The 26,079-nt window shown below is 70.1% G+C and carries 20 protein-coding genes and 2 riboswitches; of the genes, 9 read left to right on the top strand and 11 right to left on the bottom strand.

Annotation, left to right across the window (positions count from 1 at the left end):
- Positions 1–101: 101 nt before the first annotated feature.
- Both ACWDTS_RS03795 and ACWDTS_RS03790 read left to right on the top strand, forming a co-directional pair.
- Positions 102–524, top strand: a complete 423-nt coding sequence (locus ACWDTS_RS03795; protein ID WP_450117618.1) for a DUF1801 domain-containing protein — start codon at positions 102–104, stop codon at positions 522–524.
- A 103-nt stretch (positions 525–627) separates the two neighbouring features.
- Positions 628–1,281 carry an NUDIX hydrolase gene (locus tag ACWDTS_RS03790; RefSeq protein ID WP_450111561.1) on the top strand — a complete coding sequence of 218 codons (654 nt, stop codon included), beginning with the start codon at positions 628–630 and terminating at the stop codon, positions 1,279–1,281.
- A 94-nt stretch (positions 1,282–1,375) separates the two neighbouring features.
- On the opposite strand, the gene ACWDTS_RS03785 is transcribed toward ACWDTS_RS03790, so the two are convergent.
- From ACWDTS_RS03785 to ACWDTS_RS03770, 4 genes are read right to left on the bottom strand one after another with little or no spacing between them, the layout of a single operon-like run.
- Positions 1,376–2,299, bottom strand: a complete 924-nt coding sequence (locus ACWDTS_RS03785) for a cobalamin biosynthesis protein (protein ID WP_450111560.1) — start codon at positions 2,297–2,299, stop codon at positions 1,376–1,378.
- Positions 2,296–4,668, bottom strand: a complete 2,373-nt coding sequence (locus tag ACWDTS_RS03780) for a cobyrinate a,c-diamide synthase (RefSeq protein ID WP_450111559.1) — start codon at positions 4,666–4,668, stop codon at positions 2,296–2,298. The genes ACWDTS_RS03785 and ACWDTS_RS03780 overlap by 4 nt, the downstream gene beginning before the upstream one ends.
- 21 nt (positions 4,669–4,689) lie before the next feature.
- Complete coding sequence (gene cobO / locus ACWDTS_RS03775) at positions 4,690–5,304, bottom strand: cob(I)yrinic acid a,c-diamide adenosyltransferase (protein WP_450111558.1); 615 nt, start codon at positions 5,302–5,304, stop codon at positions 4,690–4,692.
- Positions 5,304–7,214: a VWA domain-containing protein gene (locus ACWDTS_RS03770; protein WP_450117705.1), complete on the bottom strand. Its 1,911-nt coding sequence runs from the start codon at positions 7,212–7,214 to the stop codon at positions 5,304–5,306. The genes cobO and ACWDTS_RS03770 overlap by 1 nt, the downstream gene beginning before the upstream one ends.
- Positions 7,215–7,248: 34 nt before the next feature.
- Positions 7,249–7,445: riboswitch (cobalamin riboswitch) on the bottom strand.
- 40 nt (positions 7,446–7,485) lie between these two features.
- Here ACWDTS_RS03770 and cbiE point away from each other — a divergent pair.
- Together cbiE and ACWDTS_RS03760 are read left to right on the top strand one after the other, a co-directional pair.
- The gene (gene cbiE / locus ACWDTS_RS03765) at positions 7,486–8,697 is read left to right on the top strand and encodes a precorrin-6y C5,15-methyltransferase (decarboxylating) subunit CbiE (protein ID WP_450117617.1); all 1,212 of its coding nucleotides are present in this window, start codon (positions 7,486–7,488) and stop codon (positions 8,695–8,697) included.
- Positions 8,694–9,449: a cobalt-precorrin-4/precorrin-4 C(11)-methyltransferase gene (locus tag ACWDTS_RS03760; protein WP_450117616.1), complete on the top strand. Its 756-nt coding sequence runs from the start codon at positions 8,694–8,696 to the stop codon at positions 9,447–9,449. Before cbiE ends, ACWDTS_RS03760 begins: the two co-directional genes overlap by 4 nt.
- A gap of 111 nt (positions 9,450–9,560) precedes the next feature.
- Here ACWDTS_RS03760 and ACWDTS_RS03755 read toward each other — a convergent pair whose 3' ends face one another.
- Genes ACWDTS_RS03755 through ACWDTS_RS03745 form a run of 3 tightly spaced genes read right to left on the bottom strand, consistent with a single transcriptional unit; the run spans position 9,561 to position 13,241 of the window.
- Positions 9,561–10,043 (bottom strand): (2Fe-2S)-binding protein, encoded by a 483-nt coding sequence (locus tag ACWDTS_RS03755; RefSeq protein ID WP_197254902.1) that lies wholly within the window; start codon positions 10,041–10,043, stop codon positions 9,561–9,563.
- Positions 10,036–10,911: an FAD binding domain-containing protein gene (locus tag ACWDTS_RS03750; RefSeq protein WP_450117615.1), complete on the bottom strand. Its 876-nt coding sequence runs from the start codon at positions 10,909–10,911 to the stop codon at positions 10,036–10,038. The genes ACWDTS_RS03755 and ACWDTS_RS03750 overlap by 8 nt, the downstream gene beginning before the upstream one ends.
- Complete coding sequence (locus ACWDTS_RS03745) at positions 10,908–13,241, bottom strand: xanthine dehydrogenase family protein molybdopterin-binding subunit (protein WP_450117614.1); 2,334 nt, start codon at positions 13,239–13,241, stop codon at positions 10,908–10,910. Before ACWDTS_RS03745 ends, ACWDTS_RS03750 begins: the two co-directional genes overlap by 4 nt.
- Before the next feature lie 242 nt (positions 13,242–13,483).
- On the opposite strand from ACWDTS_RS03745, the gene ACWDTS_RS03740 reads away from it, so the two are divergent.
- On the top strand, positions 13,484–14,950 hold the full coding sequence (locus ACWDTS_RS03740) for an MFS transporter (RefSeq protein ID WP_450117613.1): 1,467 nt from the start codon (positions 13,484–13,486) through the stop codon (positions 14,948–14,950).
- A complete protein-coding gene (locus ACWDTS_RS03735; protein WP_450117612.1) occupies positions 14,947–15,495 on the top strand; it encodes a TetR/AcrR family transcriptional regulator in 549 nt (182 codons plus the stop codon). Before ACWDTS_RS03740 ends, ACWDTS_RS03735 begins: the two co-directional genes overlap by 4 nt.
- A 13-nt stretch (positions 15,496–15,508) precedes the next feature.
- Here ACWDTS_RS03735 and ACWDTS_RS03730 read toward each other — a convergent pair whose 3' ends face one another.
- From ACWDTS_RS03730 to ACWDTS_RS03720, 3 genes are read right to left on the bottom strand one after another with little or no spacing between them, the layout of a single operon-like run.
- Entirely contained in the window at positions 15,509–17,026 is a 1,518-nt protein-coding gene (locus ACWDTS_RS03730; protein ID WP_450117611.1) for a precorrin-2 C(20)-methyltransferase, read from the bottom strand.
- Entirely contained in the window at positions 17,023–17,673 is a 651-nt protein-coding gene (locus tag ACWDTS_RS03725) for a precorrin-8X methylmutase (RefSeq protein WP_450111657.1), read from the bottom strand. The genes ACWDTS_RS03730 and ACWDTS_RS03725 overlap by 4 nt, the downstream gene beginning before the upstream one ends.
- Positions 17,670–18,743, bottom strand: a complete 1,074-nt coding sequence (locus ACWDTS_RS03720) for a cobalamin biosynthesis protein CobG (protein WP_450117610.1) — start codon at positions 18,741–18,743, stop codon at positions 17,670–17,672. The genes ACWDTS_RS03725 and ACWDTS_RS03720 overlap by 4 nt, the downstream gene beginning before the upstream one ends.
- A 36-nt stretch (positions 18,744–18,779) precedes the next feature.
- A riboswitch (cobalamin riboswitch) is annotated at positions 18,780–18,973 on the top strand.
- A 52-nt stretch (positions 18,974–19,025) separates the two neighbouring features.
- Between ACWDTS_RS03720 and cobN the strand changes: the two genes are divergently transcribed.
- The gene (cobN, locus tag ACWDTS_RS03715) at positions 19,026–22,646 is read left to right on the top strand and encodes a cobaltochelatase subunit CobN (RefSeq protein ID WP_450117609.1); all 3,621 of its coding nucleotides are present in this window, start codon (positions 19,026–19,028) and stop codon (positions 22,644–22,646) included.
- Positions 22,643–23,389, top strand: coding sequence for a precorrin-6A synthase (deacetylating) (gene cobF, locus ACWDTS_RS03710; protein ID WP_450111654.1), 747 nt, complete (start codon positions 22,643–22,645; stop codon positions 23,387–23,389). Before cobN ends, cobF begins: the two co-directional genes overlap by 4 nt.
- A 7-nt stretch (positions 23,390–23,396) precedes the next feature.
- Here cobF and ACWDTS_RS03705 read toward each other — a convergent pair whose 3' ends face one another.
- Positions 23,397–23,912, bottom strand: coding sequence for an Rv2732c family membrane protein (locus tag ACWDTS_RS03705; RefSeq protein WP_197254916.1), 516 nt, complete (start codon positions 23,910–23,912; stop codon positions 23,397–23,399).
- A gap of 189 nt (positions 23,913–24,101) precedes the next feature.
- Here ACWDTS_RS03705 and ACWDTS_RS03700 point away from each other — a divergent pair, with 189 nt between their 5' ends.
- Positions 24,102–26,012 carry a hypothetical protein gene (locus ACWDTS_RS03700; RefSeq protein ID WP_450111653.1) on the top strand — a complete coding sequence of 637 codons (1,911 nt, stop codon included), beginning with the start codon at positions 24,102–24,104 and terminating at the stop codon, positions 26,010–26,012.
- The last annotated feature ends 67 nt before the right edge of the window (positions 26,013–26,079 follow it).

Below are 26,079 nucleotides of genomic sequence, written 5' to 3'. Positions count from 1 at the left end.
TGGTCCTCCCAGGGACCGATCGGCAGGTGCGTGTTGCACTGATTACAACGTTACACCGATTCACCACGCGGGGGCAGCCGTGTTGCTGCAAGACTGCGATCATGGCCGAGAACAAGACCAAACCCACCACACAGTCCGTGCCGGAATTCCTGGGAACGGTCGAGCACCCGGTCCGGCGGGCCGACGCCTGGACGCTGCTCGACCTGATGAGCGAGGTGACCGGAGAGCAGGCGGTGATGTGGGGACCGTCGATGGTCGGGTTCGGGAGCTACCACTACCGCTACGCCAGCGGCCGGGAAGGCGACGCACTCGCCGTGGGCTTCGCCCCGCGGAAGACGAACCTCGCGCTCTACGGACTCACCGTCGCGCCGGGGGCTGCGGACCTCCTCACGACCCTCGGCAAGCACAAGACCGGTGCGGCCTGCCTGTACATCACGAAGCTCGCCGACGTCGACCTGAACGTGCTGACCGAACTCGTCCGCATCGGGTACAGGCACATGACGACGGTGGAGCACCACCCCTGACAGGACCCAGGACTTCGGCGGATCGGGAAGGTGTCGGTGGCACACCTCGTTCGACACGGTCGGGCTGGCATCTGCGCCATCGTCGTTCGGTTACAGTCGAGCGATGACGGCGGAGACGGTGAACTCGGTTCCGGATCGTGATGCGGCTCCCGGGGGCGCGGTGCTGACCCGGGAGCGGTGCGCGCACGCGCTCAATCGATTCCAGGTCGTCGCCGCCGATACCGGGGGCCGCCGTGCCGCGGTCGCGCTGGCGGTCGTGGAGCGTCCCGACGGGCCGGTGCTGCTGCTGACGCTGCGCCCGAGCCGGATGCGGGCGCATCCCGGCCAGTTCGCGTTGCCCGGCGGCGGTATCGACGCCGGTGAGACTCCCGAGCAGGCGGCCCTGCGCGAGCTCGAGGAGGAACTCGGGGTTACGGCGGACTCGAGCGCGGTACTCGGACGGCTCGACGACTTCGTCACCCGATCCGGATACATGATCACCCCGGTGGTGGTGTGGGTCGGCCCGCTCGAGGACCCGATTCGCCCCAATCCCGACGAGGTGGCAATGGTGTTCGAGGTGACCGAGGCCGAGCTCGATGCCGACCCCGCGCTGGGGTCGCTGCCCGGGCACACCGGGACCCTGTTCCAGTGGCCGTTCCGCGGCGAGCACCTGTACGCCCCTACCGGGGCGATCATCCACCAATTCCGCGAAGTGGTGCTCCACGACCGCAGCACCCGCGTCACGGCATTCGTCCAGCCCGACTTCGCGTCGAGGTGACTCACCTCCGCGATACCGGCGGAGCGCAACGAACTCACCGTCCAGGTCGCTGGTGGTTGTGAGGCAGCGGGCGTTCGACCCACGTCCAGGGCAACTACCGGCCGCGGGGACCGGCTGCGAGCGCCGTGGCAACCGCCACGGCGAGCGCTCCCGCCCCGACCCGCGCCGCGAGCCGGGCGGTGCGGCCGATGTCGACGGGCACCGGGTGCGGGCCGTCGCCCAGGGTGCCGCGGTCCTCGACGCGCCCGTGGTAGACGTTGACGCCCCCGAGCGTGACCCCGAGGGCTCCGGCGAACGCGGACTCGACCGGCCCGGCGTTGGGACTCGGGTGCTTGTGCGCGTCGCGCCGCCAGATGCGCAGCGCGGCCCCGGGATCGTCGCCGAGCAGCGCCGCCAGCAGCGCGGTGAGACGTGCGGGTGCGAGATTCAACGCGTCGTCGAAACGTGCGGAGGCCCAGCCGAACCGATCGAACCGGGGGGTACGATGGCCGACGCGGGCGTCGAGGGTGTTCGCCGCCCGGTATCCGAGCAGTCCGGCCGGGCCGAGCAGCGCCCCCCACACCAGTGGGGCGACGACCGCGTCCGAGGTGTTCTCGGCGACGGATTCGATGGTGGCCCGGGCGATTCCGTCGGCGTCGAGTCGCGAGGGGTCGCGTCCGACGAGATGGGTTACCTGGATGCGGGCGGCATCGAGATCTCCGCGGCGGAGCTGGTCGTCGAGGGCGCAGGCCTCGCGGCCGAGCGATCGCCCGCCGAGTACCGCCCACGTCGCGGCGGCGGTGACCGTTGTGTTCAGCAGGGCATGTCGCCGGGTGGCGCGGTCGGCGGCGTAGCCGAGCGCAGCGGCGCCTCCGACCAGGACAGCGGTGAACAATGTTCCGGCACAGCGGGAGTCGGCATACAGCCTGTGTTCGGTGGCGCGGGCGATCGCCCCGAATCCGCTCACCGGATGCCCGCGTCGCGGATCGCCGAAGATCCGGTCGGCCACGTATCCGAGGGCCAGTCCCGCCGCCCTCATCGGATGGACCGCCACGCGTCGACGAGCGCCCCGGTGGTCTGCGGGTCGCGCACTGCGATGCGGATCCAGTCCTCGCCGAGGCCGGGGAAGGTGTCGCCGCGCCGCACCGCGAACCCGCTCGCGCGCAGCTTCTCCCGGGTGTCCTCGGGAACCCGCGCCAGCACGAACGGTCCGGCGGGATCGCCCGCGACGGGAAAACCGAGCGCGTTCAGCTGATCGACGAGAAACTCTCGGTGCGAAGCGATCTCGGCCGCGATGGCCTCGGATTCGGTGGTGGCCTGCGCCGACGCGCAGGCGATCATCGCCGCCGCGGCGGGGGTCGACACGGACCACGGCGGCTGGTGCACGGCGAGATCCGCGATCACCGCGGCGTCGCCGACGACGTAACCGGCCCGCACCCCGGGGATCGCCCACGTCTTGGTCAGTGACCGCACCACGACCAGTCCCGGAACGAACGCGTCGGCCAGTGTTTCCGGTTCGCCCGGTACCGCGTCCATGAACGCCTCGTCGACGACGACCACGCGCCCGGGCCGCACCAGCGACCGCAGCGACCCGGCCGGATGGAGCACCGACGTGGGATTGGTCGGGTTGCCGACCACCACCAGATCGGCGTCGTCGGGAACGCGGGCCGGGTCGAGCACGAAACCGTCCTCCGGTCGCAGCAGGACCCGGTGCACGGTGTGCCCGGCGGCGATCAGCGCGGCCTCGGGTTCGGTGAACTGCGGGTGAACCACCACCGGCTTGCGCCAGGGCCGCGCCCGGGCGATCAGGGTGAAAGCCTCGGCGCCACCGGCGGTGGGCAGCACCTCGTCGGCGGTCCGGCCGTGACGTGCCGCCAGGGCCGCGCGCGCCGCACTCGGGTCCGGGTATCGGCTCAGCTCGTCGAGTGAGGCGCGCAGTGCGTCGTCGAGCCAGACCGGACGCGGTCGCCGCGACACGTTCACGGCCAGGTCCACCAGCCCGGGGGTGGCTTCGCGGTCGCCGTGGTGATGCAGGTCCGGGGCCTTCGTCCGCGGTCGGCGCGGGGGTGCGGGGACGGGCGTCGCGCCGCGCACGGCGTCGACGAACCGCTGCGCCATCGACGGGTGCCCTGCCCAGTGGGTGTGCAAGTACGACGCGTGCAGCGTCGCGGTCGCGAACCCGTCCGGCCGTCCGTTCAGCAGCCACCCAGGTTCGCTCCCGGGTTCGACTGCAGTGCGGTGGAATTCGTGACCCGTCACCCGCGTCCCAGCGACCGCGAGGAGGCTGTCGACAGGGGCGATCGCCGTGCGGTAGCCGAGGGTCAGGCGCGGCGTCATCCGGGCGGAGGCGTCGAGCACCCCGACCATGTCGGCGCCGTCGACATCGCGGCACAGGTACAGCAATCCCGCGCACTCGGCGACCGTCGGGACCCCGGCGCGGATCGCACTCCGAAGGTGTTCGCGCAGAGGTGTGTTCGCGGACAGGTCCGCGGCGTGCACCTCGGGGAATCCGCCACCGAGGTAGATGCCCGCGGTGCCGTCGGGAAGCTGTTCGTCGCGCAGCGGATCGAACACGACGGTGCGACATCCCGCGGCGCGCAGCATCTCCTCGGTCTCGGTGTAGCGGAACGTGAAGGCGCGACCGCCGGCGATCGCGACGACCGGACCATCCTCCTCCGTGCCGGCGCCGGGGGACCACGGTTCTGCGTGCAGATCCGGTGCGCTGCGGGCGATCCGGACGATCTCGGCGAGGTCGACGTGCGCGGCGATCCGGTCGGCGAGCCGGTCCAGCTGCCCGGCCGTCTCGTCGCGCTCCTGCGCCGGCACCAGCCCCAGATGTCGCGACGGGGCGCTGATCCCGTCGTCGCGCTGCAGAACACCCAGCACGGGGATCCCGGTCGGTTCCAGCGCGGCGGTCACCTCGTCGGAATGCCGCTGCGATCCGGCCTTGTTGAGGATCACCCCGGCGATACGGACGCCCCGGTCGTAGGACGCCATGCCGTGCACGACCGCCGCGATCGACCGCGAGGCGTGCGAGATGTCGACGACGAGCACCACGGGGGCCTGCAGGAGCGCGGCGCCGTGGGCGGTCGAGGCGAACCCCTCGGTGCCGAGCATCCCGTCGTACAGGCCCATGACGCCTTCGACGATCGCCAGATCGGCACCGGCCGCTCCGTGCAGGAACAGCGGCGCGACCAGGTCGGTGCCGACGAGGTGCGGGTCGAGGTTGCGGCCCGGGCGGCCGGTGGCGAGGGCGTGGTAGCCGGGATCGATGTAGTCGGGTCCGATCTTGTGCCCGGACACGACGTGACCGGTCACGCGGAGTGCAGCCATGAGACCTGTTGCAACGGTGGTCTTTCCGTGCCCCGATGCGGGAGCGGCGATCACCAGCCGTGGTATGGCTACCATGCTGTGCCTACCATGCTGTGCCTACCATTCGATGCCCTTCTGGCCCTTCTGTCCGGCATCCATCGGATGCTTGATCTTGGTCATCTCGGTGACCAGGTCTGCCGCGTCGACGAGCTTGGGGTGGGCGCGGCGACCAGTGATCATCACGTGCTGATGTCCGGTGCGGTGGACGAGGGTGTCGACGACCTCGTCGATGTCCACCCAGCCCCAGTTGATCGGGTAGGTGAACTCGTCCAGCACGTACAGCCCGTGCTGTTCGGCCTCGAGCCTGCGCCGGATCTCCCGCCATCCGGCGAGGGCGTCGGCGGCATGGTCCTCCTCGGTGCCGTCCTTGCGCGACCACGACCAACCCGACCCCATCTTGTGCCATTCGATGGCCCCGCCGGTGCCGCGTTCGTCGTGCAACGCCCCGAGCGTCTCGAACGCCGTCTGCTCGCCGAGCCGCCACTTCGCGGACTTCACGAACTGGAAGACCGCGACCGACCAGCCCTGGTTCCAGCCGCGCAGCGCGAGACCGAACGCGGCCGTCGACTTGCCCTTCCCGTCGCCGGTGTTGACCATGAGCAGCGGCCGGTTCCGGCGTTGCCGGGTGGTGAGACCGTCGTCGGGGACCGCGATCGGTTGTCCCTTCGGCATCAGGCGGCCCTCCCTCGGATCGCGGTGGTGATGGCGTCGGCCTGCACGTCGCCGACCGCGACGTACTCGGCACCCAGACGTTCGGCGAGCCGTCGTGCGAGTCCCATCCGGAACCGGCCGGTCTCCGAGTCCAGAACCACGGAGGAGATGCCCTGTGCGGCAATGAGTTCGGCGGCAGCGAGTGAGCGGTTCACGGCGTCGGGACCGGCGGTGGCGCGACCGTCGGTGACGACGACGAGCAGCGCCCGCCGGTCGGGATCGCGTAAGCGGTGCCGTCGAATGGTCTCGGCGGCCTCGGCCAGCCCCTCCGCCAGCGGCGTGCGGCCGCCGGCGGGCAGTTCCCGCAACCGGGTCGCGGCGACGTCGACGGAGTTCGTCGGAGGCAGCAGCAGATGCGCGCCGTCGCCGCGGAAGGTGACGAGCCCGACGGTGTCGCGGCGGCGGTAGGCGTCGAGCAGCAGCGACAGGATCGCGGTCTTCACCTGCGTCATCCGTGCTTTCGCGGCCATCGACCCGGAGGCGTCGACGCACAGCAGCACCAGGTTGGCTTCCTTGCCTTCGATGACCTTCCGCCGCAGCTCCCACCCGTGTGCCTTTGTGGCGGTCCCAGCCGCCACAAAGGCACACGGGCGTGCGGCGGTGGCGCGGATGGTCGCGGGCAGGTGGATCGGGCCGGAGTCGCCGTTGTGCTCCCCGACCGTGCGGCCGATCGTGGTGCGTGCCCGCGACCTACGCCCCGCCGCTCCGCGACCGGTCCGGTCCGCGGTCAGCAGGCGGGCACGATAGGGCTCGGCGGGGGCCGTCACCGTCGTCTCGGCGGGCCGACCCTGGGGATCCTGGCCGGAGGTGTCCGGGCCCTCGCAGCCACCACCGCCCGGATCGTCGTCGGGGCCGTCGGGCTCGCCGCCGTCGTCGAGCAGGTCGTCGAGCAGCCGGTCGTCCATCCCGGGGGAGTCGAACGGATTGCGGCGACGCCGGTGCGGCAACGCGAGTTTCGCCGCGACCGCGATGTCCTCGCGGGTCACCTCGCCGCGCCCGCACCACGCGGCGTGCGCGACCGCGGCCTTCGCGGTCACCAGGTCGGCGCGCATCCCGTCGACGTCGAACGCCGCGCACACCTCGGCGATCGCGACGAGCGCGGCATCGGGCAGGCGGACGTGCGGGAGCCGGAGCCGGGCATCGGCGATGCGACGCGACAACGCGGCCTCGGCGTCGGACCACTTTGCGACGAATCCGTCCGGGTCGGCATCGAACGCCAGGCGACGCCGGACGATCTCCGCACGCTGCGCGGGATCACGTGGCGCCGCGACCTCGACGGTGAGCCCGAACCGGTCCAGCAGCTGCGGCCGCAGCTCGCCCTCCTCCGGGTTCATCGTCCCCACCAGGACGAACCGGGCCGCGTGCGTGACGGAGACACCGTCACGCTCGACGGTCGAACGACCCATCGCGGCGGCATCGAGCAGCAGATCGACGAGATGGTCGTGCAGCAGATTCACCTCGTCGACGTAGAGCACGCCGCGGTGCGCGAGCGCGAGCAGTCCGGGCTCGTATTCCGCGGTCCCCTCGGCCAGCGCCTTGCCCAGGTGCAGCGACCCGGTGACCCGGTCCTCGGTGGCGCCGACCGGCAGTTCCACGAGCCGGGCCGGGCGGGTGCGCGCGGCGGCACCGGCGGGGTGCGGACCGTCGACGCACGCCGGATCCGGGGCATCCGGATCGCACCCGAAACGACAGTCAGTGACCACGGTGACCTGCGGCAACAGTGCCGCCTGCGCCCGCACCATCGTCGATTTCGCGGTGCCCTTCTCGCCGCGCACCAGCACCCCGCCGATCGCCGGCGAGACGGCACACAGGGTCAGGGCCAGCGCCAGGTCGTCGGAGCCGACGACGGCGCTGAACGGATACACGTGCACAAGATCCTCCACAGGCTCCCGCTGGGACGTTCTGTCCGGCAGCCGAATCGAGGCCGGTATTCGGACTTCCCGGTCGAGCGCCGTGCGATCGCCTTCCCGGACCGACGGTCCAGTGGCTGCGCTTACGCGCGTGATCGACGACTCCCGGGTCACCGCAGCGGGCCTGTGCCGGATTCACACCGGCTTCCCGATTATCCCCTGTGAAGGAGCACCTCGATTGTCACTACCGCCGCCGAGTGTAGCCGGAGAGTCTCGGTTATGGTTCACCGCCATGGGTTCCTCGATCAATGTCGTCGGCGTCGGTGCGGACGGCTGGGACAGCATCACCTCCGAAGGGCAGGCGCAGGTGCTGCAGGCCGACGTGCTCATCGGCGGACGCCGGCACCTCGCACTGCTGCCGGACACGCCCGCTCTCCGCGAGCCGTGGCCGTCGCCGCTGCTCGCCGGTCTCGACGACCTGCTGGCGCGGCACGCCGGGCGCGACGTCGTCGTGGTCGCGTCCGGTGACCCGATGGTGTCGGGCATCGGCACCACGCTGATCCGCCGACTCGGATCCGGTGCCGTGCGGGTGATCCCGACGGTATCCTCCGTTGCGTTGGCCAGGGCCCGGATGGGTTGGGCCGCAGAGGATTGCGACACCGTCACCCTGGTGGGCCGCCACGTCGGCACATTGCGCCGCTATCTGACACGCGACCGCCGCCTCGTCGTATTGACCTCCGACGCCTCCGGTCCGGCGGAGGTGGCGCGACTGCTCGTCGACGCCGGTTTCGCAGACGCCCGCGTCACCGTGCTCGCAAACCTCGGACATCCCACCGACGAAACGCGCCGCGACGGGCGGGCCTCCGAGTTCGTCGACATGCCGGCCGCCGACCTGAACCTGTTGTGCATCGAATGTTGCGGAGCTGAAGGGTTTTCGACCACGCCGGGTCTGCCCGACGACTGTTTCGAGCACGACGGGCAACTCAGCAAACGTCCGATCCGCGTCGCGGCGGTGTGCGCGCTGGCCCCGAAAGCGGGCCAGGTGCTGTGGGACGTCGGGGCCGGCGCCGGGTCGGTGGGCATCGAGTGGGCCCGCACCGATCCACGCTGCCGCACCGTCGCGCTCGAGCACAACGACGCCCGCGCCGACGCGATCGAACGCAACGCCGCCCGACTCGGCGTCCCGGCCACGGTGCAGGTCGTGCGTGGTGCCGCCCCCGCCGTGCTGGCCGGACTCGAGACGCCCGACGCGATCTTCGTCGGCGGCGGAGGCAGCCGGCCGGGGGTGCTCGACACCTGCTGGGATGCGCTGCGCCCCGGTGGCCGCCTCGTCGCGCACGCGGTGACGCTGGAGACCGAGGCGGTGCTGGTCGAGTGGTGGAAGCGCCGCGGGGGAGAACTCACGCGGCTGTCGGTCGAACACGCCGCCGCGATCGGAACGTTCACCGGCTGGCAGGCGCTGCGTCCGGTGGTGCAGTGGAGTGTCGTGAAAGGTGGAAAATGACAGTACATTTCGTTGGTTCCGGACCGGGGGCGGCCGATCTGCTGACGCTGCGGGCGGTTGCCCTGCTGCGTGAGGCGCCGATGGTGCTGTACGCGGGCACCTACCTGGACGAGGAGGTGCTGTCGCACTGCGCGGCCGGCGCCGAACTGATCGACACCCAGAACCTCGATCTCGACGAGATCACCGCGCATCTCGTCGATGCGCACCGACGCGGACTCGACGCCGTGCGGTTGTGTTCCGGTGACCCGTCGCTGTATTCGGCCCTCACCGAGCAGACCCGGCGACTCGACGCCGCGGGCGTGCCGTGGGACGTCACGCCGGGGGTGCCCGCGTACGCCGCGGCCGCCGCGACGCTCGGCACCGAACTGACCGTTCCCGAACTCGCGCAGACCGTCGTGCTCACCCGCACGCAGGCCCGCTCCACCAAGATGCCCGACACCGAGGCGCTCGCGAAGGTCGCGGGGATTCGCGCGAGTCTCGTTCTGCACCTGGCGATCACGCGGATCCGCACGCTCGCGGAGGAGTTGAGCGCAGAGTACGGCACGGACTGCCCGGCCGCGGTCGTGGCGTTCGCGTCCCGGCCGAATCAGGTGGTGCTGCGCGGCACGCTCGCCGACATCGCCGACCTCGCCGAGGCGGCGGAACTGAAGCACACCGCGGTCATCCTCGTCGGCCGGGCACTCGGCATCCGGGAGCAGGCGGACGTCGCGTGCTCACATCTCTACGATCCGGCGCGCGACCGGGTGCGCTGACCTGCCCCTCCGCCCGAGCGAGCGGTACACTCACTCGCTCAGATCGACTGAATGTACCGTTCGCTCGGAAGAACGGGAGAGAAATCCCGGCCCCTGCCCTCGGCCCCTCGTTCAGTCGTCGGCAGCGACGGTGCCCGCGGCCGCCTTCACGGCCGCGATGATTCCCTGATAGCCGGTGCAGCGGCAGATGTTCCCGGACAGCGCTTCCCGGATCTCGTCGTCGGTCGGGGACGGGTTGTCCCGCAGGAATGCGCTCGCGGTGACGACGAAACCCGGTGTGCAGAAGCCGCACTGGAGACCGTGGTGATCGCGGAACGCGGCCTGGACCGGTGACAGCGTGCCGTCGGGTTCGGCGATCCCCTCGATGGTCGTGATCTCGGAACCGTCGGCCTGCACCGCGAACACCAGGCACGCGCGGACCGCTTCCCCGTCGAGCATCACGGTGCAGGCGCCGCAGACCCCGTGCTCGCAACCGAGATGTGTTCCGGTCAAACCGCAGTCGACGCGAAGGAAATCGGCGAGGGTCAGCCGCGGAGGCACGGTGCGGCGAAAGCTCGTGCCGTTGATCCGGACCTCGATGTCGACGTCAGCCATGCGTTGCCTCCTCCACGGCGCGCTGCCATGCGCGCGCCACCATTGCCGTGCCGACACGCTTGCGGTACTCGACCGGACCGTGCAGGTCCTCGGAGATCGACTCGACACCGGCAAGAACGTCCCGGGCCACCATCTCCGGATCCTGCTCGGCCACAGCCCCGCCGGTGAGAGCCTGTTCGACGACGGTCGCGCGGGTTGCGGTGGGACCCAGCCCGAACGTGGTGATCGCACACCGTTCGATCGTCGAGTCCTCGGCGAGAGTCAACGCGACCAGCGCACCCGCGACCGCGAAATCGCCGCTGCGACGGGTGAACTCCTCGATCGCGTAGCCGCTGCGAGCCGGCGCGACCGGGAAGGTGATACCGGTGATCAGTTCGTCCTCGGCGAGGTCGGTGCTCCACATGCCGGTGAAGAACTGCGACGCGGGGATCGTGCGGGTGCCGCCGGGCGACAGTGTCTCGATCTCGGCGTCGAGTGTCAGCGCGACGGCCGGGTATTCGCCGGCGCCGTCCGCGTGGGCGATCGACCCGCCGATCGTGCCCCGGTTGCGGATCTGGAAGTGCCCGATCAGCGGGGTCGCGCGCGACAGCAGAGGCACCGCAGTCCGGATCTGCTCGGACCGGCCGACCGTGCTGTGCGTGGTGCCGGCGCCGATCCACACCGAATCGCCGCGAATTTCGATGCCGCGCAAGGTCTGTACGCGGCGCAGGTCGACGAGGTGCTCGAACACGGCCAGCCGCAGGTTGAGCATCGGCATCAGGGACTGTCCGCCGGCGATGAACTTCGCTTCGTCGCCGAGTTCGCTGATCAGTGCGACGGCTTCCTCGGCGGTCGCGGGCGCGTGGTAGTCGAATGCTGCCGGTTTCATGCCGTCACCGTCCGGGCCTGCTCGATCATCGACACGATGGTCGACGGGGTCAGCGGCAGCCGGGTGATCTCGACTCCGAAGGGGGAGAGGGCATCTGCGACCGCGTTGACGGCCGCGGGCGACGATCCGATCGCGCCGCCCTCGCCGACGCCCTTGTGGCCGCCCGGTCCGGGACTCGGTGTTTCGATGTGCCCGAGTTCGATGTCGGGGACCTCCGTGGTGGTCGGCAGCAGGTAATCCATGAACGTGGTGGTCACGGGGTTGCCGGTCTCGTCGTAGGCCAGGTGCTCGTAGAGGGCGCCGCCGATGCCCTGCACGGTGCCGCCCCAGATCTGGCCCTCCACGACGTTGGGGTTGATCATCGGGCCGCAGTCCTCGCTGACGATGTAGCGCAGGAACTTCACCGCGCCGGTCGCGATGTCCACTTCGACCGTGCACAGGTGCGTCGCGTTGGCCCAGATCATCATGTGCTCGGCGCGGTAGCGACCGCTCGCCTCCAGCCCGGGTGGCACACCGGGCGGCAGGGTCTCGGTCTGGAAGTACGCGATGTCCGCGATCTCCTGCAGCGAGATCCCGGCCCCCGGGACGCCGCGGACGGTGGCGCGGCTGTCGGCGAGTTCGATGTCCTCCGGGGCGGCCTCCAGACGATGCGCGGCGATCGCGAGGATACGTTCGCGCAGCACCGACGCGGTCTCACCGACCGCGCCGGCGGTCATCGCCCCCGAACGGCTGCCGCCCGTGCCGGCGCCGAACGGCGTGACCGCGGTGTCGCCCTGGATGGTGTTGACGTCGGAGAGGGCGACGCCGAGCGCGTCGGCGGTGAGCTGGACGACGGTGGTTTCGAGGCTGTTGCCCGACGATCCGCCCGCGACGTAGACGTTGACCTTGCCCGACGGTTCGATGCGGATGGTCGCGCCCTCGGTGCTGTGGAACGGGGTTGCACCGGCGGTGGGTTCGAGGTAGGTGCAGGTGCCGACGCCGATGTAGCGGCCCTCGGCGCGGGCCTGCTCCTGTTCGCGGCGGAACGCGTCGTAGTCGAGCATGGCCAGTGCCTGCTCGAAGGTCTCGCGCGGGGTGACGTCGCTGAACGGCATTCCGGTCGGTGCCGCGACCGGGAATTCGTCGCTGCTGTACATGTTCCGGCGCCGGAGTTCGACGGGGTCGAGGCCGATGCGCCGGGCTGCGCTGTCCAGCAGCACTTCTCGTGCCATCGACTCGTACTGCCACGGACCCCGGTAGGCGACGCGGCCGACGGTGTTGGTGTAGTGCAGTTTCAGGCTGAACGTCGCGGCGGGGATGCGGTAGGGGCCGGGGAAGAGCATGCCGACGGCGGATGCGGCGGTGATCGGGGACGGGATCGGGTAGGCGCCGACGTTCTGCACGTGGTCGAGCGTCGCGGCGAGGATCCTGCCGTCGGTGTCGAACGCCATGCGGGCCTCGCCGTGTTCCTGCCGTGCCATGCCCGCGGACATCATGTGTTCCTGCCGGTCCTCGATCCACTTGACCGCGAACGGCAACATCGTCGCCGCGAGCATGATGCAGATGTCCTCGCGCTGTGGCACGACCTTCTGTCCGAATCCGCCGCCGGTGTCGCGCATGAGCACGCGGACCCGGTGTTCGTCGATGCCGAGCAGCTTCGCGCAGAACGCGCGGACCTCGTGCGGCGACTGGGTCGACGCCCAGATCGTCATCTCCCCGGTCGATTTCGTCCACTCGGCGACCAGGCCGCGCGTCTCCATCGGCACCGCGATGTAGGCCTGCTGATGGATGGTCCGGCTCACGACGTGCGGGGCCTCGTCGAAGATGCGCAGCAGGTCCTCGGACGGCGGGATCGCCATGCCGCCGGCGTTGTTTCCGGGGAACTGTGCGTGGACGAGTTCGTCGTTCGTGTCGGCGGTGGCGTAGTCGACGACGGGGGTCAGCGCGTCGTAGTCGACGGCGACGAGTTCGGCGGCGTCCTCGGCGATGTAGCGGTCGCGGGCGATGACGAGCGCGACCGGGTCGCCGACGAACCGGACCTCCTCCTCGGCGAGCGGCGGCCAGTTCAGGCTCGGCATGAACGGCCCGTCGAGCGCGTACTTCTGCTCGTGGACGCGCGGGTTGAGGTCGGACGCGACGAACACCGCGTGCACGCCGTCGAGTGCTTCGGCTTCGCTGGTGTCGATCGAGAGGATTCTGCCGCGGGGAATCGGGCTGCGGACGAAGCACGCGTGGAACATGCCCGGGCGGGTCACGTCGTCGACGAACAACCCGGCTCCTGTGAGCAACCGAGGGTCCTCGACGCGTGGAACGCGGGTACCGACATAACAGGACGGAACTGAGGGGGTCACGCTCACTCGTCACCTCGGACTTCGCACGAACAAAGGACGCTGGACGGTCGAGATCGCTGTGTGCTGAGCACCTGTTTAGCATCAGCTCGAAAGAGATGTCAATCACATTCTCCTCATTGGAGAGTGGGAATTGCCTGCATGGGCCCGCGTCGAACCGGGAGCGTTCTTGACGGAAAGGGGTGAACGACGTTCACTGGGGCGCGGTGAACATCGTTCACCCCCTGCGAGCGATGGAGAACACCGTGACCCCAGATCATCCGAGCCCCTCGGCGGGCACCCCCGCGCCGGTACGGTCCGGTACCGCCGTCACCGCGCTGCTGAGCCTGGCCGGGCTCGTCGTCGCGCTGCAGACCACCCTCGTGGTCCCGCTGCTGCCGAACCTGCCGGGCATCCTGAACGTCAGCGACGGCGACGCCACCTGGCTCGTCACGATCACGCTGCTGACCGGCGCGGTCGCGACGCCCATCGTCTCGCGCATGGCCGACATGTACGGCAAACGCCGGATGATGATCCTGTCCCTGTCGATGATGGTGCTCGGTTCCCTGATCGCCGCGCTCGGCGGCACCTACGTCGCGGTTCTCGTCGGCCGCGGCTTCCAGGGCTTCTCCTCCGCGCTGATCCCGGTCGCGATGGCCGTCCTGCGCGACGTGCTCCCCCGCGAGAAGGTGGCAGCCGCCGTCGCCCTGGTCAGCGCCACGATGGGCATCGGCGGCGCCCTCGGGCTGCCGGCCGCGGGCCTGCTGTTCGACCACCTGGGCTGGGCCTCGGTGTTCTGGGTGTCCGCGGCCGCAGGTGCGCTGCTGCTGACCGGCATCCTGATCCTCGTTCCGGCCGGCGTCACCGGTACCCGCGGCCGGTTCGACGTCGTCGGCGCGGTCCTGCTCTCGCTCGCCCTGATTGCGCTGCTGCTCGGCATCTCGAAGGGACCGGCCTGGGGCTGGACCAGCCCGCGCATCCTGCTGAGCCTCGCGGCCGCCGTCGTCGTCCTCGCCGTGTGGGTTCCGTACGAGCTGCGCGTGAAGGCGCCGATGGTCGACCTGCGGGTCTCGATGTATCGCCCGGTGCTCCTCACGAACATCGCGGGCCTGTTCGTCTCGTTCGCCGCGTACGCCAACACCCTGGGAACCACCCAGCAGCTGCAGCTGCCCGAGGCCACCGGATTCGGATTCGGGCTCAGCGCCGCGACCGCGGGCCTGTGTATGGTGCCCGGCGGCATGGCCATGATGATCTTCTCGCCGCTCTCGGCCCGGATCACCGGTCGCTTCGGTGCCCGCGCGACCCTCGTGGCGGCGACCGTCCTGATGACCTGCGCCTACGCCTTCCGCATGACCTTCGACGACACCGTCGCGCTCATCATCGTGGGCAGTGTCCTGGGGAGTATCGGCAACGCCGTGGCCTTCGCGACCATGCCGGCGCTCATCATGAGTTCGGTGCCGTTGAGCGAAACCGCCGCCGCCAACGGCGTCAACGGGCTGCTGCGCACCATCGGCTCGTCCGGCATGAGCGCGGTCGTCGCCGCGCTGCTGACCGCAATCACCGTCGACGTCGCGGGACAAACCCTGCCCGGGCACGGCGCGTTCGTCGCGATGTTCGGCGTCGCCGCCACCGCGACCCTCTTGGCTACCCTGGCCGGTGTGTTCCTTCCGAAGCCCACCCGTGCCCGCGCAGAACAGGTGTCCACCCCGGAATCCGTCCGGGCAGGGTCGTGACCGACCGGACGACGCGTGATGTCATCCTCGATGTCGCGCGGCAGTTGTTCACCGAACGCGGATTCACCTCGACGACGATCCGCGACATCGCCGAACGCGCCGGTGTCTCACCGGCGCTGGTGATGAAACTGACCGGCAGCAAGGCTCAGCTCTTCGAGGCCGCCGTCCCGGACGCTCCCAACGTCGGCGAACTCGACCATCCCGCCGAACCGCTCGGCCATCGGATGACCCGGGCGCTCGTCGAACGCCGCGATACCGGCGACTTCGAATTCTGGGCGATGGCGCCGTTCCTGCTGCAGGAGGCACCCGACCGGGAAGCAGCGCGGGAGAAGATGGCGGCGCGGTTCGTCCCGCGGATCGCGGCCGCCATCGGTGAGGACGGCCCGACCCAGGTTCGTGCCCGGCTGATCGTCACGATGCTGCTCGGGCTGGCCAGCGGGCTGCGGACCTTCGAACTCGTCACCCCCGACGTGATCGAGAGCAACCGCCTCATCGAGACCTACGGCGTGCTCGTTCAATCGATCATCGACGACCCGACACTCTGACCTCTCCAGGCGCTCACCGCACGGATCGGGCCGTCCACACGGCACCCGAGGACGTTACCGAAGTACCTGCGGCGCCGACGATCACGAGGCATTTCATGTCGATCGTCGCCGGATCCAACTTTTCGAGCGTGGTGACCTCGAGAGACTCGCCGGGCCGGCCCACGTCCCGGCCGACGACGACCACGGTGTCGGCCGGACGGTGCCGCAGCAGCACCGTCTTGGCGTCGGCGACCTGCGTCGTGCGCGACCGCGACGCCGGGTTGTAGATGCCGAGGACCAGGTCCGCCTGCGCGACCGCGACGAGGCGTTTCTCGATGACCGGCCACGGCTTGAGCCGGTCGGACAGGCTCATCACCGCGAAGTCGCCGCCGATGGGGGCGCCGACGCGCGCGGCGACAGCCTGGATCGCGGACACACCCGGGATCACCCGGACCGGAACCTCTGCGTAGCGGTCGTCCTGCGCGGCCTCGAACACCGCCGACGCCATGCCGAACACGCCCGCGTCGCCGCCGGACACGACCGCGACCTTTTCGCCCCTCAGTGCCAGCTCGAGAGCAAATCGCGCGCGGTCCACCTCGACGGTATTTCCGCTCGAATGACGTTGCAGCCCCGGACGAACCGGCACCCGATCCACATAAGGCCCGTACCCGACCACATGATCCACGTCGGCGAGCGCCGCGGAAGCCTCCGGGGTCAGCCACCGTTCGTCGGCGGGACCCAGCCCGATCACCAGCAGCTCCTGCGCCGCAGGCAGTTCCGGATTCTGTTCGACCTCGGGGCGGGAGCGGTCGGCGGTGTCACGATTGCGCGGCGCCCGGTCGCCGGGCGCCAGGATCACCGAGAAGTACGGCACCGCATCGGGATCCACCTCAGCGGCCGGTGCGATGCGCTGACCGCCCATCGATGCGTGTTCGACGTAGACGGCGTCGTCGAGTCGGCCGGCCTGGGCGAGGGCGTTGCGTACGGCGGGAAAGGTCCGGCCCAGCTTCATGATCACGGCGCCGTCCGTGTCGGCGAGGCGCCGCGCCAGTTCCGGTTCCGGCAGGGTGCCGGGCAGGATCGTGAGCACGTCGGTGCGCCGTACGAGCGGTTCCGCGGCTGCGGCGGCCGCGGCGGAGAACGACGTCACGCCCGGAACGACTTCGGCAGCATACTGTTCCGAGAGTCGATCGTGCAGGTACATGTAGGAGCCGTAGAACAGCGGATCGCCCTCGCAGAGCACGACGACGATCCGGCCGGCATCGAGGTGTGCCGCGAGCCGTCCGGCGCAGTCGTCGTAGAAGTCGGCGATCGCGCCGTCGTACCCGCCGGGGTGGTCGGTGGTGCCGGTCGTCACCGGATACACCAGCGGTTCCTCGAGTGCGCCGTCCGGGATGAGTTCGGCGGCAATGGATCGTGCGATGGATCGGCCGTGCGTGCCGGAGTGGTACGCGATGACGTCGGCCTCGCCGATGAGTCTCGCCGCCTTGCGGGTGATCAGTTCGGGATCGCCGGGGCCGAGACCCACGCCGTAGAGTCGTCCGGTGCTCATTCCTGCTCCTGCGCCAGTGCATTGAGTGCGGACGACGCCATCGCCGACCCGCCACGTCGTCCCCGGACCGCGAGGAACGGGATCTGCAGTTCGTGTTCGATCAGGGCTTCCTTCGATTCCGCGGCACCGATGAATCCGACCGGCACACCGACGATGGCGGCCGGCCGCGGGGCGCCCGCGTCGAGCATCTCGAGCAGGTGGAACAGGGCGGTGGGCGCGTTGCCGATCGCGACGACCGCGTTCTCGAGATGCTCGGCCCACAAAGACACCGCCGCCGCGGACCGGGTGGTACCCCACCGTTCGGCGAGGCCCGGCACCCGGGGATCGCCGAGCAGGCACAGCACGGGGTTGTCCGCCGGAAGTCGCTTGCGGGTCACGCCGGAGGCGACCATGTTCGCGTCGGTGAGGATCGGGGCACCGGAGTTCAGTGCGTTCCGTGCCGCCCCGACCAGTCCGGGATGGATGACCAGATCGCGGGTCAGGTCGGTCTGGCCGCTCGCGTGGATCATCCGGACCGCGACCTTCTCCGCATCGGCCGGGATCCCCGAGAGGTCGGACTCGGCGCGGATCGTTGCGAACGAGCGAACGTAGATCTCGGCGCCGTCGGTTTCGTACTCGTACCGGCGGGGTGGGGGTGTCTCGATCACATGGAACTCCTGGCGACGACGAGGGTATGGGGAAAATGTGGTGCGCCGCAAGCACGTTCGCATCCGACGATGTGGACATGCCGGGAAGGGGCCGGCCCCGCGACGGTTCGTCGGGCCACTTCTCGCGTATCGCTGCGGGCGAGACTACACCCGGGTGCGCCGGTACACGCGGTCACCCGAGACCACGGCGAATCCGCGGCAGCGTCGAATCCCACAACCGTAAGCGCCTCCACGTCGGTATCGGCGGGAAGGACGAGTCCGCGCCAGGGCGTGACGATCACACCGCTGTCCGGGAGTGCCGCGACCATCGACGGCGTCAGGATTCCCAGGGGCACCCGGACGGACACCGCGCCGTCGAGAACCCCGTACGGCATTCGGTGCCGCTCCGGACGGGGGAGCGGTGCGGTACCGCCCAGTTCGCGGCCCTTGCCGGGTAGTTGCCGCACGTTCCAGCGGGTTTCGCGGATCGCGACGAACCTCAGCGCGGTGTCGATCAGTGTCCGGACCGCGTCCGCAGTCGGGACGACCGGTCCGCTCAGGGCGCCGATCCCGATCCGCATCCGATCCGAATCGAGCGCCGTCGCGGACAGATCGCACCGGAGACCGGCGACGTCGCCGCGGCCGTCGTCGACACCGAACAGGAACCGGCCCGGCAGGTCGGCGAGCGCCGGTTCGCGGCACAGCGCAGCGTCGAGTGCACCGACGATCGGGCGCACATCCGCGAACCCTCCGGTGAGTCCCGACAGCGGGGACGCGACGATGTTGCGGACCCGTTCGTGGCTCGCGGACGGGAGGAACCCGGCCGTCGCGATCGATTCGATCAAGCCGGTGGGCACGCCGCCGCACTCGTCGACGACGACACCTCTGACCTGCAGGTTTCCCCGAGAGGTGAGGTGTACGTCGCCGTCCGCGAATGCGCGTGAGGCCGCCGCGAGGAGTCGCAGACCCCCGTCGGGAAGACGCCCGCCCGGGGCGCGAACGCGCACCAGTGCGCCGTCCGCGGCGAGGTGCGGCCGCAGCAGGCCGGGGCAGCGATCCGGAGGGAGATGGTCGGCCGAATGGTCCGTCATGGGCGCACATGGTTGCACACCTGCCGAAATCGTGCGCTAGGCTCGGCGTGCCGTGGTGCTCGGGAAGCCGGTGGGAAACCGGCGCGGCCCTCGCCACTGTGAGCGGGTAGTTGTTCGCCCTCGTCCGTGCCGGTTCGCCGGTGCGGAGACCACTGGAGTCACCTCCGGGAAGGTCGGCCGAGCAGCGTCGATCCGTCAGCCAGGAGACCGGCCACGGCACGCGAGGTCCACGAGGGTTTGGAGACTGAACATGGCTGTATTCGTGCTGTTCCGGGGCGCGCAGTGCCGCGCCTGACGTTGCTGTCGACGTCCGACACCGACCTGCTGTCGGCGCGGGCCGGTGGCGCCGACTGGGTGATCGGCAATCCGTCCCGGCTGGACCTCTCCGGCGAGTCCCCGGCGGCGCTGCCCGCGCTGCTGGAGGGCTCCGACCTGGTGGTCGTGCGGATCCTCGGATCCGCGCGTTCCTGGCAGGACGGGCTCGACCGGGTTCTCGCACAAGGGGTCCCGGTCGTCGTCCTCGGTGGGGAGCAAACCCCCGACGGCGAACTGATGAGCTACTCGACCGTGCCGATCGGGATCGCGGCCGAAGCACACCGGTATCTCGCCTACGGCGGACCTGCGAATCTGGCCCGGTTGCACGCATTCCTGTCGGATACCGTGCTTCTCGGCGGCGACGGATTCGAAGCCCCGGCGGCGCTGCCCGAATGGGGTGTCGCGGAGCGTCCTGCGCTTGCGCCCGGCGGCTTGCCGAGGGTGGGGGTGGTCTTCTACCGCGCCCACCACACCAGCGGAAACGTCCGATTCGCACACGATCTCGCGGATGCGATCGACGCGACCGGACGAGCGCAGGCCGTGGTGATCCACTGCGCCTCGTTGCGCGGGGCACCCGACGATCTGCTCGCCGAACTCGGCAGCCTCGACGCCCTGGTGGTGACGGTGCTCGCGGCCGGCGGCACCCGCCCGGCGACCGTCGGCGCGGGCGGGGACGACGAGGCGTGGGACGTCGCGGCGCTGGCCGCTCTCGACATCCCGATCCTGCAGGCGCTGTGCCTGACCTGGAGTCGCGACAGCTGGGCCGACTCGGACGACGGTGTCTCCCCGCTGGATTCGGCCACCCAGATCGCGGTTCCCGAATTCGACGGCCGGATCATCACGGTGCCGTTCTCGTTCAAGGAGTTCGACGCCGACGGCCTGCCGCGGTACGTCACCGATCCTGAACGTTGCGCCAGGGTCGCGGGAATCGCGGTAGCCCACGCGCGATTGCGGCACGTGCCGCAATCGCAGCGCCGCATCGCGATCATGCTCTCTGCCTACCCGACGAAACATTCCCGCGTGGGAAACGCGGTGGGTCTGGACACGCCGGTCTCGGCGATCCGTCTGCTCCGGGCGATGCGCGAACAGGGCTACGACCTGGGCGAGGGCTTCCCCGGCATGGATCTGGCGGACGATACGGAGGCCGGAAATGCCCTGATCCACGCGCTCATCGACGCCGGCGGTCAGGACGAGGAGTGGCTCACCGCCGACCAGCTGTCCGGTAATCCGGTGCGCGTCACCGCCGAGCGGTATCGCGAGTGGACGAAGGACCTGCCCGCGGAGCTGACCGACGCGATGACCGAGGCGTGGGGTGAGGCACCCGGGTCGTTGTTCGTCGACGGCGAAGGCGACGACAAGGCCATCGTCCTCGCGACCCTGCAGGCCGGCAACGTGGTGCTGATGATCCAGCCGCCCCGCGGATTCGGGGAGAACCCGGTCGCGATCTACCATGACCCGGACATGGCGCCCTCCCATCACTACCTGGCCGCATACCGTTGGGTGGAGCGCGGATTCGAGGCCGACGCGGTCGTGCACCTCGGCAAGCACGGTTCGATGGAGTGGCTGCCCGGAAAGAACGCGGGACTGTCGGCGGCGTGCGCGACCGACGCCGCGATCGGGAACCTGCCGCTGATCTACCCGTTCCTCGTCAACGACCCCGGTGAGGGCGCGCAGGCCAAGAGGCGCGCGCACGCGACGATCGTCGACCACCTGATCCCGCCCATGGCGCGCGCCGAATCCTACGGCGACATCGCACGTCTGGAGCAACTGCTCGACGAGTACTCGAACATCGCGGCGATGGATCCGGCGAAACTCCCGGCGATCCGCGCCCAGATCTGGACGCTGATCCAGGCCGCGAAACTCGACCACGACCTCGGCCTGGACGGCCGGCCGCACGACGCCGAGTTCGACGACTTCCTGCTGCACGTGGACGGGTGGCTGTGCGAGGTCAAGGACGCCCAGATCCGCGACGGACTGCACGTGCTCGGCGGTGCTCCCGTGGGCGAGGCGCGTGTGAATCTGGTGCTGTCCATCCTGCGGGCCGCCCAGGTGTGGGGTGGCAAATCGCACGCCGTGCCGGGTCTGCGTGCTGCGCTGGGTCTGAAGCCCGATGCGCCGCTGACCGAGGTCGACGCCGTCGAATCGCAGGCCCGGTCGCTCGTCCAGGCGATGGAGGACGGCGGGTGGGTACCCGAAATCGCCTCGTCCACCGTGGAATCCGTGCTCGGGCACACTGATGCCGAGGTCGCTCGGGTGCTCGGATTCGCCGCCGAGCAGGTCGTGCCGCGGCTCGCGCAGACGACCGGCGAGCTCGACGCCGTGCTCCACGCTCTCGACGGCGGCTATGTCCCCGCCGGGCCGTCCGGCTCACCGCTGCGCGGTTTGGTGAACGTGCTGCCGACGGGACGCAATTTCTACACCGTCGACCCGAAGGCGGTGCCGAGCCGTCTCGCCTACGACACCGGTGTCGCTCTCGCGAACGCCCTGGTCGAACGCTATCTCGCGGATACCGGAAGCTACCCGCGGTCGGTGGGACTGTCGGTGTGGGGGACCTCCGCGATGCGCACCTCCGGCGACGACATCGCCGAAGTCCTGGCGCTGATCGGTGTCCGGCCGGAATGGGACGCCGAATCCCGCCGGGTTCGAGAGCTGACCGTGATTTCGCTCGAGGAACTCGGCCGTCCCCGCATCGACGTCACCGTCCGCATCTCCGGGTTCTTCCGCGACGCCTTCCCGCACGTGATCGGGATGCTCGACGACGCGATCCGCATGGTCGCGGCGCTCGACGAGCCCGATGACCTGAACTATGTTCGCGCCCACGCCGAGCGGGACGAGGCAGAGCACGGTGATCCGGAGCGCGCGGTGCGGCGGATCTTCGGGTCGAAACCCGGGTCCTACGGCGCGGGCATCCTGCAGCTCGTCGACTCCGGCAACTGGCGTACCGACGAGGACCTCGCCGAGGTGTACACCGCGTGGGGTGGATTCGCGTACGGCCGGAACGTGCACGGCGAGCCCGCCGCCGAGGACATGCGCGCCAACTACCGGCGCATCGCGGTCGCGGCGAAGAATACCGACACCCGCGAACACGACATCGCCGACTCGGATGACTACTTCCAGTACCACGGCGGCATGGTCGCGACCGTGCGCGCGCTGACCGGCAGCGACCCCGAGGCGTACATCGGTGATTCGACGACGCCGGACGCCGTGCGCACCCGGTCGCTGTCGGAGGAGACCGCGCGGGTGTTCCGGGCACGCGTGGTCAATCCGCGGTGGCTCGCGGCGATGCGCCGGCACGGCTACAAGGGCGCGTTCGAACTGGCAGCGACCGTCGACTACCTCTACGGATACGACGCGACCGCCGGCGTCGTCGCCGACTGGATGTACGAGACCCTGGCGCAGACCTACGCCCTCGACCCGGAGAATCAGCAGTTCCTGCGCGAGGCGAACCCGTGGGCGCTGCGGGGAATCGTGGAACGCCTCAGCGAGGCCGCCGATCGCGGGCTGTGGGCCGAACCGGACCCGTCGACGATGCAGGCGCTGCAACAGGCCTACCTCGACGTCGAGGGTGACCTCGAGGACCGCGGATGAGAGTGCGCCTCATCGGGATCGGACCCGGCGGACCGGACGATCTGACGGTCGCCGCGGTGCACGCGCTCAACGAGGTGGACGTGTTCCTCGTCGCGGACAAGCAGCGCGGCGTGGACGATCTGGTGTCGGTGCGCGAGGAGATCTGCCGACGTCACATCACCGGCGACCACCGGATCGTCGTCGTCCCGGACCCGCCCCGTGATCGGGCACCGGAACGGTACGGCGACGAGGTGCGGGATTGGCATGCCGCCCGCGCGCAGGTCTACGAGACGGTCCTCCGCGAACAGGTCCGCGACGGCGAGACCGCCGGATTTCTCGTGTGGGGCGATCCGAGCCTGTACGACAGCACGATTCGCGTGATCGAACGGATCCGCGACCGCGGTGTCGTCGACCTCGAATACGACGTGATCCCCGGCGTCAGCAGCGTGCAGATGCTCGCCGCGCGGCATCGACTGGTGCTCAACAGGATCGGCGGTCCGGTCACGATCACGACCGGCCGCCGCCTTTCACGTGAGGTCGCGGCGGGCGGCGACAACCTCGTCGTGATGCTCGACAGCGATCTATCGTGCACGGAACTGCCCGGGGAATGGGACATCTGGTGGGGCGCGAACCTCGGTACGTCCGACGAGGAACTCGTCGCCGGACGTCTGTCCGAAGTCCTCGGGCACATCGAGGCCGCGCGGTCGCGGTCGAAGGCCGCACGTGGCTGGGTGATGGACACCTACCTGCTGCGGCGAGCCTGACCCGAATTTATCGCTGCGCGAACAGGACCGCCGGGCGCGGCCCGGTATCGGTGGGCGACTTGCTCAGCACGACGGGCAGCCACTGTGAGGTGAGCGCGACCATCGCGAGCCAGGCGAGCACCATCCCGAACGACGGCGAATGCGGCGCAGACGTTTCCATCCCGTTCTGCGACCAGTATCCGAACAGACCGAACAACGAGGACAGGCCCGAGCCGAGCATCGCCGGCACGGCCAGGCGCCACCGGCGCAGGCACAGCGCAGCGGTCGAGATCCCGACCCCGAACACGGTCGCCAGGGTCACGAACAGACGCATCGGAACCGTCACGGGCGCGTCCGCACCGAACCAACCGGCGAGCACGGTCCACGACGCTGCACTCTCGGTCGTGGGCAGCAACAGTGCGACGACCAGCACCGTCACGCATCCGGAGAGCACCCACTGGCGGCGACCGGCACGGAATTCACCGGCGACCTTCTTCTCGATGCGGGCGAACTCGTGGCGGTAGGCGGACAGGTCGTCGCTCACCGGTACTCCTCCTCGCTCAGGGCACAAGGTCCCCAGTATGCCCCGGCACCCCTGGTGAGGGGTTCGTGGGGTCGGGCGAACAGAATCTCGGTGCCGCCGATCGCGAGCAGGGGGCGCCGAATTCTGCACGCAAGCGATGTCGGCTGTGTCACGATTGCACCACTCAGACACCCCGACAGGAACTTTCCCATGAGTGGTTCGAGTGGTTTCAGGCGTCAGTGCGCGATCGTCGTCACGGTGGTCGTGGCCGCCCTCTGGTCCGTGGTGGCGGCGTCCCCCGCCTCCGCCGACGGCGGCACGCTGCGCGGGCGGGTGCTCACGGCAGGCGCGCCGCTCGCCGGCTACGACGTCGCCCTGTTTGCCTCGGGCGTTCCCGCACCCCTCGGCACCGCGCGGTCCGGTCCGGACGGCGCCTTCACGATCGACTACACCGCGCCCGCGGGCACGCCGGTGGTGTACGCGGTCGCCACGAACCCGGGGGATCGCCGCGTGACGCTGGCGAGCGTGCTCGGGGCGGGCGGGCTCCCCGGCGACGTCGTGATCAACGAGAGGACGACGGTGGCCACCGGGTTCGCGCTCGCCCAGTTCACGAACGGCGGGCGCATCGACGGTAGTGCGCCGGGCCTGCCGAACGCCGCGGGTATGGCGCGCAATCTCGTCGATCCCGTCAGCGGGGAGGTCGGTGCCGTGCTCGCGACCTCGCCCAACGGCCCGGACACCGAAACCCTGGGCACCTTCGGCTCTCTCGCCGACATGATCGCCAATTGCGTTGCGGTCCCCGTGGTGTGCGATCAACTGCTGAATCTGGCTGGTGAGCCCGGGCAGGGAACGGCCGCCGACACCTGGCAGGCGATGGTGAACACCGCCCGACACCCGTGGCAGAACGTACCGGCGCTGTTCGCGCTGTCGAAGGCGGGACCTGCTCCGTACCAACCGGATCGAGTGCTGCCACCGAGCGCATGGACGCTCGCGTTGCGGTTCGTCGGGGACGGACATTCCATCGACGGTCCCGGCAACATCGCCGTCGACGACGACGGCAACATCTGGGTGACCAACAACTACCAGTACGCGCCCAGCGCGCAGACCCCGGTGTGCGGGGCGAACAACCTGATCAGGCTGACCCCGACGGGGCAGAACTTCCCCGGGGCGCCGTACACCGGCGGTGGGCTCAGTGGTGCCGGGTTCGGCATCGACATCGACGACGACGGGAACGTGTGGGTCGCGAACTTCGGCTTCGCAGCGCCGGTTCCGGACTGTCCCGAACAGGATCAGCCGCCGCACAACAGCGTGTCGCTGTTCTCGTCCGACGGCGTCGCGCTCTCGCCCGACGAAGGTTTCACGCAGGGCGGGATCAGCTGGCCGCAGGGCACCATCGTCCACGGCAGCGGCGACGTGTGGTTCGCCAACTGCGGCAACGACAGTGTGACCGTCTACCCCGGAGGGGATCCCGGGTCGGCGCGGCAGCTCACCGACCTCGGGATCGTCAAACCGTTCGGTCTCGCCGAGGGCACCGGCGGCACGGTCTTCGTCACCGGGAACGGGAGCGATACGGTCGCCGTGCTCGGGCCTGACGGCACCCCGATCGTGCCGCCGGTCGCCGGGGGTGGACTGGACAAACCGCTCGGGGTCGCGACCGACAGTGCCGGGACCGCCTGGGTCTCGAACTCCCGCACGATCGGTATCCCGTGCCCGACCCCGGAAGGGCCTGTAGATCTGGACGGGACGTTGACCCGGATCGGGGCGCGCGGCGAACTGCTGACCCCGACGCCGCTGTCCGGTGGTGGCCTGCGTATCCCGTGGGGCATCGCCGTCGACGGCATCGACAACGTGTGGGTCGCGAACTTCGGCGGGCAGGCGCTGTCACAGTTCTGCGGTGTGCGGGTCGTGGCGTGCCGGCCGGGCACGACCACCGGCGCGCCCATTTCGCCGGACGGAACCGGCTACGGGTTCGACGGATTGACCCGTAGTACCGCCGTCGCGATCGATCAGGCGGGCAACGTGTGGGTGACCAACAACTGGAAGCAGATCCCGATCCAGACGAATCCGGGTGGCTACGAGATGGTGGCGTTCGTCGGCGCCGCAGCCCCCGTGATCCCCTGACCCGTGCGTGGGTTTGGGTGAGGGCGCGAACGCAACCACACCCGGGGGGGGGGGGGCCCGGGGGACA

The organism is Rhodococcus sp. NPDC003383 (assembly GCF_053589115.1).
The sequence above is the reverse complement of the archived record's forward strand: the minus strand, read 5'-3'. Positions and strand labels throughout refer to the sequence as shown.

Coding starts and splice junctions, on each gene's coding strand:
- ACWDTS_RS03700 (WP_450111653.1), top strand. CDS start 24,102: ATGAGTGGTTCGAGTGGTTTCAGGCGTCAGTGCGCGATCGTCGTCACG.
- ACWDTS_RS03790 (WP_450111561.1), top strand. CDS start 628: ATGACGGCGGAGACGGTGAACTCGGTTCCGGATCGTGATGCGGCTCCC.
- ACWDTS_RS03760 (WP_450117616.1), top strand. CDS start 8,694: ATGACAGTACATTTCGTTGGTTCCGGACCGGGGGCGGCCGATCTGCTG.
- ACWDTS_RS03785 (WP_450111560.1), bottom strand. CDS start 2,299: ATGAGGGCGGCGGGACTGGCCCTCGGATACGTGGCCGACCGGATCTTC.
- ACWDTS_RS03795 (WP_450117618.1), top strand. CDS start 102: ATGGCCGAGAACAAGACCAAACCCACCACACAGTCCGTGCCGGAATTC.
- ACWDTS_RS03750 (WP_450117615.1), bottom strand. CDS start 10,911: ATGAAACCGGCAGCATTCGACTACCACGCGCCCGCGACCGCCGAGGAA.
- cobO (WP_450111558.1), bottom strand. CDS start 5,304: ATGCCGAAGGGACAACCGATCGCGGTCCCCGACGACGGTCTCACCACC.
- cobF (WP_450111654.1), top strand. CDS start 22,643: ATGAGAGTGCGCCTCATCGGGATCGGACCCGGCGGACCGGACGATCTG.
- ACWDTS_RS03720 (WP_450117610.1), bottom strand. CDS start 18,743: ATGACGGACCATTCGGCCGACCATCTCCCTCCGGATCGCTGCCCCGGC.
- cbiE (WP_450117617.1), top strand. CDS start 7,486: ATGGGTTCCTCGATCAATGTCGTCGGCGTCGGTGCGGACGGCTGGGAC.
- ACWDTS_RS03730 (WP_450117611.1), bottom strand. CDS start 17,026: ATGAGCACCGGACGACTCTACGGCGTGGGTCTCGGCCCCGGCGATCCC.
- ACWDTS_RS03755 (WP_197254902.1), bottom strand. CDS start 10,043: ATGGCTGACGTCGACATCGAGGTCCGGATCAACGGCACGAGCTTTCGC.
- ACWDTS_RS03780 (WP_450111559.1), bottom strand. CDS start 4,668: ATGGTAGCCATACCACGGCTGGTGATCGCCGCTCCCGCATCGGGGCAC.